Genomic DNA, 12,608 nt, shown 5'->3' on the forward strand with positions numbered 1-12,608 from the left:
ATGCACGGCGAATCTCCAATCAAACGTCGCGTTTCGCGCAAGATCTGGGTCGGTAACGTGCCTGTCGGCGGCGATGCGCCCATCGCTGTGCAGAGCATGACCAACAGCGACACCAATGATGTGGCGGCCACCGTTGCCCAGATCAATCGTCTGGAAGCGGCCGGCGTCGACATCGTCCGCGTTTCGGTGCCGGACATGGACGCCGCCGAGGCGTTTGGCAAGATCAAGCAACTGGTCAAGGTGCCGCTGGTTGCCGACATCCACTTCGACTACAAGATCGCGCTGCGCGTCGCCGAACTGGGTGTGGACTGCTTGCGCATCAACCCGGGCAACATCGGTCGTGAAGACCGGGTGCGCGCGGTGGTCGATGCCGCCCGTGACCGCGGGATTCCGATCCGTATCGGCGTCAACGCCGGCTCCCTGGAAAAAGACCTGCAGAAGAAATACGGCGAACCGACTCCGGCTGCACTGGTCGAGTCCGCGCTGCGTCACGTCGAGCACCTCGAACGCCTGAATTTCCAGGACTTCAAGGTCAGTGTGAAAGCCTCCGATGTGTTCATGGCCGTTGAAGCCTACCGTCTGCTGGCCAAGGAAATCGTCCAGCCGCTGCACCTGGGCATCACTGAAGCCGGTGGTTTGCGTTCGGGCACAGTGAAATCCGCCGTGGGCCTAGGTATGCTGCTCGCCGAGGGGATTGGCGATACTATCCGCATCTCGCTGGCGGCCGATCCGGTCGAGGAAGTGAAGGTCGGTTACGACATTCTCAAGTCTTTGCATCTGCGTTCCCGTGGCATCAACTTCATCGCCTGCCCGAGTTGCTCGCGGCAGAACTTCGATGTGGTCAAGACCATGAACGAGCTGGAAGGGCGCCTTGAAGACCTGCTGGTGCCGCTGGATGTCGCGGTGATCGGTTGCGTGGTCAACGGCCCCGGCGAAGCCAAGGAAGCCCATATCGGCTTGACCGGCGGTACGCCAAACCTGATTTACATCGACGGCAAGCCGTCGCAGAAACTGACGAATGACAATCTGGTGGACGAGCTGGAAAAGCTGATCCGCGAGAAAGCGGCCGAGAAGGTCGAAGCTGACGCAGCGGTCATCGCGCGCGGCTGACCTGACTGAAGCGCCGAACGAATTTAAGGATTTAAAGTGAGCAAGTCTCTGCAAGCCATTCGTGGCATGAACGACATCCTGCCCGAACAGACCCCGCTGTGGCGTTATTTCGAGGGTACAGTCGCGCGTCTGCTGGATAACTACGGTTACAAGCAGATCCGCATGCCGATTGTCGAATTCACCGAGCTGTTCAAGCGCTCGATCGGTGAAGTGACCGACATCGTCGAAAAAGAGATGTACACCTTCGAAGATCGCAACGGCGACTCCCTGACCCTGCGTCCGGAAGGCACTGCAGCGTGTGTGCGTGCGGTGCTCGAGCACGGCATCACCGGTGGTGGCCAGGTGCAGAAGCTTTGGTACATCGGCCCGATGTTCCGTCACGAGCGTCCGCAGAAAGGCCGTTATCGCCAGTTCCACCAGATCGGTCTGGAAGTGTTCAACCTCGACGGCCCGGACATCGATGCCGAGCTGATCATCATGACCTGGCGCCTGTGGGGCGAGCTGGGTATCCGTGATGCGGTCAAGCTCGAACTCAACAGCCTGGGGACCAGCGAGTCCCGTGGTCGCTATCGTGAAGCGCTGGTCGAGTACCTCTCGGCGCACCACGATAAGCTCGACGAAGACAGCCAGCGTCGCCTGAAAACCAACCCGCTGCGCGTGCTCGACACCAAAAATGCCGACACTCAGGCGGTATTGGTCGATGCGCCGAAAATGGCCGACTACCTGGACGACGAATCCCGTGCGCACTTCGAAGGTCTGAAGGCGCGTCTGGACGCGGTTGGCATCCCGTACGTGCTCAACCCGAAACTGGTACGCGGCCTCGATTACTACAGCAAAACCGTATTCGAATGGGTCACCGACAAGCTCGGCGCCCAAGGCACTGTCTGCGCGGGCGGTCGTTACGACGGTCTGGTCGAGCAGATGGGCGGCAAGCCGACCGCAGGCGTCGGTTTCGCCATGGGCATCGAGCGTCTGGTGTTGATGCTCGAAACCCTGGAGCAGATCCCGGAAGAAATCTCCCGTCAGGTCGACGTCTACCTCTGCGCCTTTGGCGAGCAGGCCGAACTGGCCGGCCTGGCCCTGGCCGAGCGAGTACGTGACCAGCTTCCAAACCTGCGTCTGCAAGTCAATGCCGGCGCCGGCAGCTTCAAAAGCCAGTTCAAGAAAGCCGACAAGAGCGGTGCGCTGTATGCACTGATCCTGGGTGACGACGAAATGGCCCAGCAAGTGGTAGGTTTCAAACCCCTGCGTGGCCAGGGCGAACAACAAAGCATTGCCTGGGATGCGCTTGCCGCTCACCTGGCCACCTGCGTCGTGCAGGGTTGAAGCTGTCCAAACAGCCGATTTAGCGATTAAGGAGTATTGGGGTGTCGAGTACCGAAGACGAACAGTTGGCGGATTTGAAGGACTGGTGGACACGCAACGGCAAACCTCTGGTCACCGGCGGCCTGTTGGCGCTGGTCATCGTGTTCGGCTGGCAGGCTTTTCACAAGTATCAGAGCAACCAGGCGCAAGGCGCCTCGGTGCTCTATCAGCAACTGCTGGAAACCACGCTGACCCCGGACGGCAAGCCTGACGCTGCCCGCGTTGCGGACCTGGCCGGCAAACTCAACAGCGAATTCGGCGGCACCGCGTACGCACAGTACGGCAGCTTGTTCGTGGCCAAGGTAGCGGTCGACAGCGGCAAGCTGGACGACGCCGCCACCGAACTCAAGGCCATCGTTGCCAAACCGGCCAACCCGGCGCTGGGCGAAATCGCCCGTCAGCGTCTGGCGCAGGTGCTGGGTGCGCAGAACAAGGCTGATGAAGCCCTGAAACTGCTCGACGGCGATGCCGACAAGGCGTTCCTGGCCACTCGCGAAGAACTCAAGGGTGACTTGCTGGTTCAGTTGGGTCGTACCGACGAGGCGAACACCGCGTATCAAAAAGCCAAGGCGGCACTGTCGGATGAAGCGGCAGTCGGTGGCCTTCAAATCAAGCTCGACGACCTGGCCAAAGGGGATGCGTGACGTGATCCGTTGGAAGCATGCAGCATTGCTGGCTCTGGCCATTCTGGCCGCGGGTTGCAGCAGCAACAGCAAAAAAGAACTGCCACCGGCCGAGCTGACCGACTTCAAAGAAGAAGTGGTTCTGCAAAAGCAGTGGAGCCGTTCGATCGGTGACGGTCAGGGCGAAACCTATAACATGCTGGTTCCGGCGATTGATGGTGACACCATCTACGCGGCCGATGTGACCGGCATTGTTATGGCCATGGATCGCGGCAATGGCGACGTGAAGTGGAAAAAGGATCTTGAACTGCCTGTTTCCGGCGCCGTTGGCGTGGGTTACGGTCTGGTCACGATCGGTACCCTCAAGGGTGAAATCGTTGCCCTCGACGCCATCAACGGCGAAGAGAAGTGGCGCGCCAGGGTTTCCAGCGAAGTCCTCGCGCCGCCGGCCAACAACGGTGACGTTGTCGTGGTGCAGACTCAGGACGATCGTCTGATCGGTCTGGACGCTGCCACTGGCGACCGTCGCTGGACTTACGACAGTACCCCTGCGGTCCTGACCCTGCGCGGCACCAGCGCCCCCGTCGTGACCAACCGCCTCGCGGTGGCTGGCCTGTCGACTGGTAAAGTGGTTGCCCTGGACATTTCCAACGGCGTGCCGGTCTGGGAGCAGCGCGTTGCGATTCCAACCGGTCGTTCCGAACTGGAGCGCGTGGTCGACATTGACGGCGGTCTGCTGCTGTCCGGTGAAACCCTTTACGTCGCCAGCTATCAGGGCCGCGTCGCGGCACTCGATCTGCAAAGCGGCCGTCAACTCTGGCAGCGCGATGCGTCGAGCTATGCCGGTGTTGCCCAGGGTTTCGGCAACGTTTACGTGAGCCTGTCTTCGGGCACCGTTGAAGGCGTTGACGAGCGTTCGACCACTGCGCTGTGGAGCAACGACTCGCTGGCTCGCCGCCAGCTGTCGGCGCCGGAAGTGTTCTCCAGTTACGTAGCCGTCGGTGACCTGGAAGGTTACCTGCACCTGTTGAGCCAGGTGGACGGTCGTTTTGTGGGTCGTGAGCGTATCGACAGTGACGGCGTGCGTGCCCGTCCGCTGGTGGTGGGCAACACGATCTATGTGTATGGCAACAGCGGCAAACTGGAAGCCCTGACCATCAAGTAACAACTATGCTTGGGGTTAACCCCCAAGCGGCCCCGGATTTCCGGGGCTTGCAGCGCTAACCCGCGTTGCCCCGAGCACCAGCCGCTGCCTCGCAGCGGCTTTTGTATTTTCTGAAATAACGAAGTGGAGAGCCGCATGGTTCCCGTAATCGCCCTGGTGGGCCGACCGAACGTCGGCAAATCCACCTTGTTCAACCGCCTGACCAGGACTCGCGACGCCATCGTCGGCGACTTGTCCGGTCTGACCCGTGATCGCCAGTACGGTGAGGCCAAGTGGCAAGGGCGTTCCTACATTCTGATCGACACCGGCGGTATCTCCGGTGACGAACACGGTATGGACGAAAAAATGGCCGAGCAGTCGCTGCTGGCCATTGAAGAAGCGGATGTTGTGCTGTTCCTGGTAGATGCCAAGGCCGGTTTCACCGCCGCCGACCAGATGATCGCCGAACACTTGCGCAAGCGTAACAAGCGTTCCCACGTGGTCGCCAACAAGGTCGACAACATCGACCCGGAAATGGCCCGCGCTGAATTCGCCCCGCTGGGCATGGGCCACGCGATCCCGATCGCCGGTGCTCATGGCCGTGGTATCACTCAACTGCTGGAAGCGGCACTGAGCGATTTCCCGCGTGACGAAGACGAGCCGCAGGAAGGCGAAGAAGAAGAGATCGTCGCCGAAGGTGAGGAAGCCAAGCGCATTCCTGGCCCGAGCGAAAAAGACGGGATCAAGATCGCCATCATCGGCCGTCCGAACGTCGGCAAGTCGACCCTGGTCAACCGCATGCTCGGTGAAGACCGGGTAATCGTCTACGACCAGCCCGGCACCACTCGCGACAGTATCTACATTCCGTTTGAGCGTAACGACGAGAAGTACACGCTGATCGACACCGCCGGTGTGCGCAAGCGCGGCAAGATCCACGAAGAAGTCGAAAAATTCTCCGTGGTCAAAACCCTGCAGGCGATCAAAGACGCCAACGTGGTGATCTTCGTGATGGACGCCCGCGAAGGTGTGGTCGATCACGACCTCAACCTGCTGGGCTTTGCCCTTGAAGCCGGTCGTGCGCTGGTGATCGCGATCAACAAATGGGACGGCATGACCCCGAGTGAGCGCGACTTCGTCAAGGTCGAGCTGCAACGTCGTCTGTTCTTCGTCGACTTCGCCGACATCCACTTCATCTCGGCATTGCACGGTACAGGCGTGGGCAACCTCTACGCCTCGGTGCAAAACTCGTTCAAGTCCGCGGTGACCCGCTGGCCGACCAGCCGCCTGACGCAGATTCTCGAAGACGCGGTCAGCGAGCACCAGCCGCCGATGGTCAACAGCCGCCGGATCAAGCTGCGTTACGCTCACCTGGGTGGTGCGAACCCGCCGATCATCGTGATCCACGGTAACCAGATCGAGAAAGTGCCGAAGTCGTATGTGCGCTATCTGGAGAACACTTACCGCCGAGTGCTGAAGCTGGTCGGTACGCCGATCCGCATCGAGTTCAAGGGCGGCGAGAACCCGTACGAAGGCAACAAGAACACGCTGACCGACCGCCAGGTCAACAAGAAGCGTCGCTTGATGTCGCACAACAAGAAAGCCAGCAAGAAACGTCGCGACAAGAAGTGATCAAGTAGATTGTTCCCACAATTGCGTGGGAATGCTCAACCGCATCTGTAGGAGCTGGCGAAGCCTGCGATCTTTTGACTTTGCTTTGAAGGCAAGATCAAAAGATCGCAGCCTGCGGCAGCTCCTACAGGGTTCGGCGATAAGAAGGGTGCTCAGTTGAGCGCCCTTTTTTTATGGGCGCCGGATGGGCTATTCTCGGGCTCTCCCGCGCCGCCGTCAGAGCCGGGTGTAGAGCAGGGAACCCCTCGATGATCACCAGTAAGTTGCCGAACGTCGGCATCACTATTTTCACGCAGATGTCTCAGCTCGCGGCACAGACCGGAGCGATCAACCTGTCCCAGGGTTTTCCTGATTTCGACGGCCCGCAGTCCCTGCGTGACGCGGTCGGTCGGCATATCGCCAGCGGCCATAACCAGTATTCACCGATGACCGGCCTGCCGGCGCTGCGCGAGCAGATCGCGGCGAAGATCGCGCGCAGCTATGGCGTGACAGTCGATGCCGACAGCGAAGTGACCGTCACGCCGGGTGCGACCCAAGCGATATTCTGTGCGATTCAGGCGGTTATCCACAGCGGCGACGAAGTCATCGTGTTCGACCCGTGCTACGACAGCTATGAACCGGCGACGCAGTTGGCGGGGGGGCGCTGCGTGCATGTGCAACTGAATCCGGATGATTTCTCCATCGATTTCGACAAGCTCGCCGCGGCCCTCAGCCCGCGCACGAAAATGATCGTCATCAATACCCCGCACAACCCGAGCGGAGCGCTGATCAGCCGTGCCGAACTGGATCAACTGGCAGAGTTGATTCGTGGGCGCGACATTTACCTGATCAGCGATGAAGTCTACGAACACCTGGTGTTTGACGGCGTGCCGCATGTCAGCGTGTTGGCCCACGAAGAGCTGTATCAGCGTGCGTTTGTGGTCAGTTCGTTCGGCAAGACCTACCACGTCACCGGCTGGAAAACCGGCTACGTGGTTGCGCCCCCGGCGCTGACCGCCGAGCTGCGCAAGGTGCACCAGTACGTCAGTTTCTGCGGCGTGACGCCGCTGCAATACGCCCTGGCCGATTACATGGCCGAGCACCCGGAACACGTTGAAGAGCTGCCGGACTTCTATCAGGCCAAGCGCGACCTGTTCTGCGATTTGCTGACACCGTCGCGTTTCACCTTCACCCGCGTCACCGGCACGTATTTCCAGCTGGTCGACTACTCGCAGATTCGCCCTGATTTGAACGATGTCGACATGGCGATCTGGATGACCCGCGAACATGGCGTGGCGAGCATTCCGGTGTCGGTGTTCTATCAGAATCCACCGCAAGGCCAGCGCCTGGTGCGCCTGTGCTTCGCCAAACGCGAGGAGACGCTGCGCGAGGCAGCGGCAAAACTATGCGTGATCTGAGTGCGTTGCCCGATCTCAATCTGGCGCTGATCCAGACCAGCCTCGCCTGGCATGACCGTCAGGCCAACCTTGAGCACTTCGACGTGCTGCTGGAGCAGGCCCGAGGCGCCGACCTGATCATCCTGCCGGAGATGTTCACCACCGGTTTCTCTATGGAATCGGAGACCCTCGCCGAAGCCGAGCATGGCCCGACCCGCAAATGGATGAAGGCGCAGGCCGCGAAGCTCAATGCAGTGATCACTGGCAGCGTGATCATTCAGGCGGCGGATGGCAGCCATCGCAATCGCCTGCTGTGGGCGCGCCCGGACGGTGAAGTCTGGCATTACGACAAGCGCCACCTGTTCCGTATGGCTGGCGAGCACAATCACTACACGCCCGGCGAGCGTCAGGTGCAGTTCGAACTCAAGGGCTGGCGGATTCGGCCGCTGATTTGCTACGACCTGCGTTTCCCGGTGTGGAGTCGCGATGCTCAGGACACCGATCTGCTGCTGTACACCGCCAATTGGCCGGGCGCACGGCGTCTGCACTGGAACCGCTTGCTGCCGGCGCGGGCGATTGAAAACCTGTGCTACGTGGCGGCGGTGAACCGGATTGGCACCGACGGCAAGGGCTTTGCCTATACCGGCGACAGTCAGGTGCTGGATTTCCAGGGCGAGACGTTGCTGGCGGCGGGGGAGGCCGACGGCGTGTTCAAAGCAGTACTGGAAGCGGCACCACTGGCGGCGTATCGCGAGCGCTTTCCGGCGAATCTGGATGCGGATACCTTCGAGTTCACCTGAAAAGCCAAAGATCGCAGCCTGCGGCAGCTCCTACAGGATGTACGCTGTCCCGATGTAGGAGCTGCCGAAGGCTGCGATCTTTTGATCCTCAACAAAAAGGCCCCGGCGTTTGCATTCCGGGGCCTTTTGCATGTCAGCGAAGGCTTAAGCTGCTTTCGCCTCAGGCTGGCTCAGCGAGCGGTTCAGGGCACTGAACAGCGCCTTGAAGCTGGCGGTGGTGATGTTTTCATCAATGCCCACACCGTGCACCGCACGTTCACCGTTCACGCGCAGCTCGATGTAAGCCGCTGCCTTGGCGTTGGTGCCTGCGCCGATGGCGTGTTCGTTGTAGTCCATGATCTCCACCGGGACCGGCAGGCCGGCCACCAGGGCTTCCAGCGCACCGTTGCCCTTGCCGCGCCAGTGCAGGTTGGTTTCGCCCTGACCCTTGCTCGCCACTTCCACTTCAACGGCACTGTTGCCGTTTTCTTCCTGCAGGCGGTGGCTGACCAGCGCGTAAGGCGTGTTGGCTTGCAGGTATTCGCTGATCAACAGCGAGTGGATCTGCTTGGCGGTCATCTCCAGGCCGAGGCGGTCGGTTTCACGCTGCACCACCTGGCTGAACTCGATCTGCATGCGACGTGGCAGGCTGATGCCGTATTCCTGCTCCAGCAAGTAGGCGATGCCGCCCTTGCCCGACTGGCTGTTGACGCGGATCACCGCTTCGTAGCTGCGACCGATGTCGGCCGGGTCGATCGGCAGGTACGGCACTTCCCACAGGGTGTCCGGTTTCTGCTGGGCGAAGCCCTTGCGGATCGCGTCCTGGTGCGAGCCGGAGAAGGCGGTGTGAACCAGGTCGCCGACGTACGGGTGACGCGGGTGCACCTGAATCTGGTTGCACTCTTCGACGACTTTGCGCACGCCGTCGATGTCGGAGAAGTCCAGCTCAGGGTCAACGCCCTGGGTGTACATGTTCAGTGCGACAGTAACGAGGTCGACGTTACCGGTGCGCTCGCCGTTGCCGAACAGGCAGCCTTCGACGCGATCCGCGCCGGCCATCAGGCCCAGCTCGGTGGCGGCGACGCCGGTGCCACGGTCGTTGTGGGTGTGCAGGCTGATGATCACGCTGTCACGACGGTTGATGTTGCGGCCGAACCATTCGATCTGGTCGGCATAGACGTTCGGCGTCGCGCATTCAACGGTGGCTGGCAGGTTGAGGATCATCTTGTGCTCAGGCGTCGGGTTCCAGACCTCGATCACCGCGTCACAGACTTCCTTGGCAAACTCCAGCTCGGTGGCGCTGAAGGTTTCTGGCGAGTATTCGAAGGTCCACTCGGTGTCCGGCTGCATGGCTGCGTATTTGACGAACAGCTTGGCGGCGTTCACTGCGATGGCCTTGATGCCGTCCTTGTCCTGGTTGAAGACGATGCGACGGAAGGACGGCGAGGTGGCGTTGTACAGGTGGACGATGGCTTTCTTCGCCCCGCGCAGGGATTCGAAGGTGCGCTCGATCAAGTCTTCACGGCCCTGGGTCAGCACCTGAATGGTGGTGTCGTCCGGGATGTGGCCTTCTTCGATCAGGGTACGCACGAAGTCGAAGTCGGTTTGCGAAGCGGCCGGGAACGAGGCTTCGATTTCCTTCACGCCGACCTGCACGAGGGTTTTCCAGAAGCGCAGCTTTTTCACCGCGTCCATCGGCTCGATCAACGACTGGTTGCCGTCACGCAGGTCGGAGCTGCACCAGATCGGCGCGGCGTCGATGGTTTTCGACGGCCAGGTGCGATCCGGCAAGTTGATGACGGGAAACGCGCGGTATTTCGAAGACGGGTCTTTGAGCATGCTCATCGGGAAATTCCTTATTGTCTGGGCCGAAAAGAGGCGGCCTGCCGGTGGAACGAATGTTCGGGAAAACGCTTGGGACGAGGCGCAGCGATTCAGCCCGGCAGTCGTGCGCTGACGAGGCACAGACTGCGGTGCTGGCGAAGCTGAATAAGGGTGTGAGAGGTTTTCATGCCTTCAACCCTAACCGCGAGGGGAGAGGATGGCAAGCAGTCGAAAAAAATTGAGAGGAATACTCGAAATACTGGATTTTGCAGAATTTTATTGCGTGTAATTCGGTGGTTCTTGTTGATGTTTGCGTAAGGTCAGATTGGGGCGCAATTGATGTTGGGCGGGTGTCAGTAGTATTTTCGGATTGGATAGACCGCATTCGCGGGCAAGCCCGCTCCCACAGTGTCCGTGTCGTACACGAATATTATGTACACCCGAGAAACCTGTGGGAGCGGGCTTGCCCGCGAAGAGGCCATTGGCCTCAATACATAATTCAGGGCTGGAATGCACCAATGAAAATCGCCGGATCCACCCGCGCATCGTTCAGGCTGATGTTCCAGTGCATGTGCGGCCCGGTCGCCCGCCCGGTCGAGCCGACCTTGCCAACCACTGCACCACGGGCCAGTTGATCGCCGACCTTCACATCGATTTTCGACATGTGGCAGAACATGCTGATAAAGCCCTGCCCGTGATCGACAAATACTGTGTTGCCGTTGAAGAAGTAGTTGCCGGTGAGGATCACTTTGCCCGCCGCCGGGGTCTTGATCGGCGTGCCTGCCGGCACCGCGAAGTCGAGGCCTGCATGCGGGTTGCGTTCTTCGCCATTGAAGAAGCGGCGCACGCCGAACTTGCTCGACAGCGGCCCGTTGACCGGTTTGTCCAGCAACAGGTTGCTCGGGGTGTTCGGGCTGAAACTGCGGTAAGCCTTGATCTGCTCGGCCAGCTCACCCTCGATGCGCTTGAGGTTGGCCGGATTCGGATTGACCTGCTGAGTGTTCTTCAGGGTGATGTGCTGTTCCGGGTATTTCTTGTTGCCGACGGTGAACGGCAGATTGCGCCCGCCACTGCTGATCTGCTGGCTGCCGGGTTTGACCGTCAGTGGCACGCCGACAATCGCCAGCCAGTTGTTCTGTTCCTTGACCACCAGCACCGGTTTGCCCTGATAGGTGGCTTTTGGCGCCTGCGCGGCGTTGCCCAGATCAACCACCGCCACGCCGCCCGGCACCGGTTTGTTCAGCAGGCGGGTGATGTAGCTGTCAGCGTGGGCGTTGAAGGTGGTCAGGCACAGCAGCAATAACGGAGCGAAAAAGCGCGGCATGGATCAGTCCAGTAAAGAGAGGGTGACAGGCGTCAGGTGATTGTCCTCGACGCGCACTTGCAGTTCGCCTTCGCCCAGTCTGGCTTTCAGACGCTGGCCGGTGTGGGTTTGCGCGGCGTTGCGAATCGCGTGGCCGCGTTCATCCAGCAGAATGCTGTAACCACGGCCCAGAGTCGCCAGCGGACTGACCACGTGCAGCGTCTGCATCTGACTGTGCAGTTGCAGGCGACGGTTTTTCAGACCTTCGCGCATGGCTCGCGGCAGGCGTTCGGCGAGGCTGTCGAGGCGCTGGCGCAGCATTGCCAGTTGGCGTCCCGGGTGTTGCCCGGCGAGGCGGGTTTCCAGACGGATCAGGCGTTCGCGGCGGGTATTGAGCTGGCGCTCGAAGGCGCGGCGCATGCGCATGTCCAGGTCATCCAGGCGTTGCGCTTGCTGACGCAGACGTTCGCCGGGATGACGCAAGCGACGGGCCATGCCTTCAAGGCGCAGGCGATCGCGCATCAAGCGGTCGCGCATGCGCATCACCAGACGCCGGTGCAGGCTTTCCACCTGACGGATCAGGTGACTCGAATCCGGGGCCAGCAGCTCGGCGGCAGCGGAGGGCGTTGGAGCGCGCACATCGGCCACGAAGTCACTGATCGACACGTCGGTTTCATGCCCGACCGCGCTGACAATCGGCGTCACGCAGGCATCGACCGCGCGCGCCACAGCTTCTTCGTTGAAACACCAGAGGTCCTCCAGCGAGCCACCGCCACGGGCGAGGATCAGCGCGTCGAAACCCCGGGCATCAGCCATTTTCAGCGCGCGGACGATTTGTGCAGTGGCTTCGCGGCCCTGCACGGCGGTGGGGATCAACGTCAGTTGCACCTGCGGCGCCCGGCGGCGGAACACGCTGATGATGTCGCGAATCACCGCGCCGGTCGGCGAGCTGATGATGCCGATGCGTTGCGGATGCGCCGGCAGCGGCACTTTGCGTTCGGCGCTGAACAGGCCTTCGGCGCTGAGTTTTTCCTTGAGCGCATCGAAGGCCAGGCGTAGCGCGCCGTCACCGGCCGGCTCCACGGTGTCGAGAATCAGCTGATAGTCGCCACGGCCTTCGAACAGCGAGACCTTGCCGCGCACCTTCACGGCCAGACCGTCCTTCAGCGCCTGACGCACCCGCGCCGCGTTATTGCGAAACAGCGCGCAACGCACCTGCGCACCGCTGTCCTTGAGGGTGAAGTACACGTGGCCGGACGCCGGGCGGGCGAGGTTGGAGATTTCGCCTTCGACCCAGATGTTGCTGAACACGTCTTCGAGCAACACCCGCGCGCGGCCGTTGAGCTGGCTGACGGTCAGGACTTCTCGGTCAAGGCCGAGCCTTGCAAAGGGATCTTTAATCATGGGCCGCAGTTTAAAGGCATTGTCGCCGTCATTGCACGATCCCTGTAGGAG

The 12,608-nt window shown here is 60.9% G+C and carries 10 protein-coding genes; 7 read left to right on the forward strand and 3 right to left on the reverse strand.

From position 1 onward, the window contains the following. From ispG to OC71_RS17560, 7 genes are all read left to right on the forward strand, one after another. Nucleotides 1–1,110, forward strand: coding sequence for a flavodoxin-dependent (E)-4-hydroxy-3-methylbut-2-enyl-diphosphate synthase (gene ispG / locus OC71_RS17530; RefSeq protein WP_025109215.1), 1,110 nt, complete (start codon nucleotides 1–3; stop codon nucleotides 1,108–1,110). Nucleotides 1,111–1,146: 36 nt separating this feature from the next. Next, nucleotides 1,147–2,436 carry a histidine--tRNA ligase gene (gene hisS / locus OC71_RS17535; RefSeq protein ID WP_003227887.1) on the forward strand — a complete coding sequence of 430 codons (1,290 nt, stop codon included), beginning with the start codon at nucleotides 1,147–1,149 and terminating at the stop codon, nucleotides 2,434–2,436. A 41-nt stretch (nucleotides 2,437–2,477) separates the two neighbouring features. Continuing rightward, nucleotides 2,478–3,119: a tetratricopeptide repeat protein gene (locus tag OC71_RS17540; RefSeq protein WP_041071830.1), complete on the forward strand. Its 642-nt coding sequence runs from the start codon at nucleotides 2,478–2,480 to the stop codon at nucleotides 3,117–3,119. Beyond that, complete coding sequence (gene bamB / locus OC71_RS17545; protein WP_041071832.1) at nucleotides 3,112–4,263, forward strand: outer membrane protein assembly factor BamB; 1,152 nt, start codon at nucleotides 3,112–3,114, stop codon at nucleotides 4,261–4,263. Before OC71_RS17540 ends, bamB begins: the two co-directional genes overlap by 8 nt. Before the next feature lie 135 nt (nucleotides 4,264–4,398). Continuing rightward, complete coding sequence (gene der / locus OC71_RS17550) at nucleotides 4,399–5,871, forward strand: ribosome biogenesis GTPase Der (protein WP_041071834.1); 1,473 nt, start codon at nucleotides 4,399–4,401, stop codon at nucleotides 5,869–5,871. A 248-nt stretch (nucleotides 5,872–6,119) separates the two neighbouring features. Further along, a complete protein-coding gene (locus tag OC71_RS17555; protein WP_041071836.1) occupies nucleotides 6,120–7,268 on the forward strand; it encodes a pyridoxal phosphate-dependent aminotransferase in 1,149 nt (382 codons plus the stop codon). Continuing rightward, nucleotides 7,256–8,047: an amidohydrolase gene (locus OC71_RS17560; protein WP_041071873.1), complete on the forward strand. Its 792-nt coding sequence runs from the start codon at nucleotides 7,256–7,258 to the stop codon at nucleotides 8,045–8,047. Before OC71_RS17555 ends, OC71_RS17560 begins: the two co-directional genes overlap by 13 nt. A gap of 144 nt (nucleotides 8,048–8,191) precedes the next feature. On the opposite strand, the gene leuA is transcribed toward OC71_RS17560, so the two are convergent. The 3 genes from leuA to xseA all read right to left on the reverse strand — a co-directional run bounded on the left by leuA (nucleotide 8,192) and on the right by xseA (nucleotide 12,557). Next, complete coding sequence (leuA, locus tag OC71_RS17565) at nucleotides 8,192–9,871, reverse strand: 2-isopropylmalate synthase (RefSeq protein WP_041071838.1); 1,680 nt, start codon at nucleotides 9,869–9,871, stop codon at nucleotides 8,192–8,194. Nucleotides 9,872–10,349: 478 nt separating this feature from the next. Then, nucleotides 10,350–11,174: a peptidoglycan DD-metalloendopeptidase family protein gene (locus OC71_RS17570; protein ID WP_041071840.1), complete on the reverse strand. Its 825-nt coding sequence runs from the start codon at nucleotides 11,172–11,174 to the stop codon at nucleotides 10,350–10,352. Nucleotides 11,175–11,177: 3 nt separating this feature from the next. Then, nucleotides 11,178–12,557 carry an exodeoxyribonuclease VII large subunit gene (xseA, locus tag OC71_RS17575; protein ID WP_041071842.1) on the reverse strand — a complete coding sequence of 460 codons (1,380 nt, stop codon included), beginning with the start codon at nucleotides 12,555–12,557 and terminating at the stop codon, nucleotides 11,178–11,180. Between the last annotated feature and the right edge of the window lie 51 nt (nucleotides 12,558–12,608).

Source organism: Pseudomonas sp. W15Feb9B, from assembly GCF_000828175.1.
Lineage (GTDB): Bacteria > Pseudomonadota > Gammaproteobacteria > Pseudomonadales > Pseudomonadaceae > Aquipseudomonas > Aquipseudomonas parakoreensis.

Bases quoted from the DNA above. Each gene is read 5' to 3' on its own strand.
- der (WP_041071834.1), top strand. From the start codon at position 4,399: ATGGTTCCCGTAATCGCCCTGGTGGGCCGACCGAACGTCGGCAAATCC.
- ispG (WP_025109215.1), top strand. From the start codon at position 1: ATGCACGGCGAATCTCCAATCAAACGTCGCGTTTCGCGCAAGATCTGG.
- OC71_RS17570 (WP_041071840.1), bottom strand. From the start codon at position 11,174: ATGCCGCGCTTTTTCGCTCCGTTATTGCTGCTGTGCCTGACCACCTTC.
- OC71_RS17560 (WP_041071873.1), top strand. From the start codon at position 7,256: ATGCGTGATCTGAGTGCGTTGCCCGATCTCAATCTGGCGCTGATCCAG.
- OC71_RS17555 (WP_041071836.1), top strand. From the start codon at position 6,120: ATGATCACCAGTAAGTTGCCGAACGTCGGCATCACTATTTTCACGCAG.
- xseA (WP_041071842.1), bottom strand. From the start codon at position 12,557: ATGATTAAAGATCCCTTTGCAAGGCTCGGCCTTGACCGAGAAGTCCTG.
- leuA (WP_041071838.1), bottom strand. From the start codon at position 9,871: ATGAGCATGCTCAAAGACCCGTCTTCGAAATACCGCGCGTTTCCCGTC.
- bamB (WP_041071832.1), top strand. From the start codon at position 3,112: ATGCGTGACGTGATCCGTTGGAAGCATGCAGCATTGCTGGCTCTGGCC.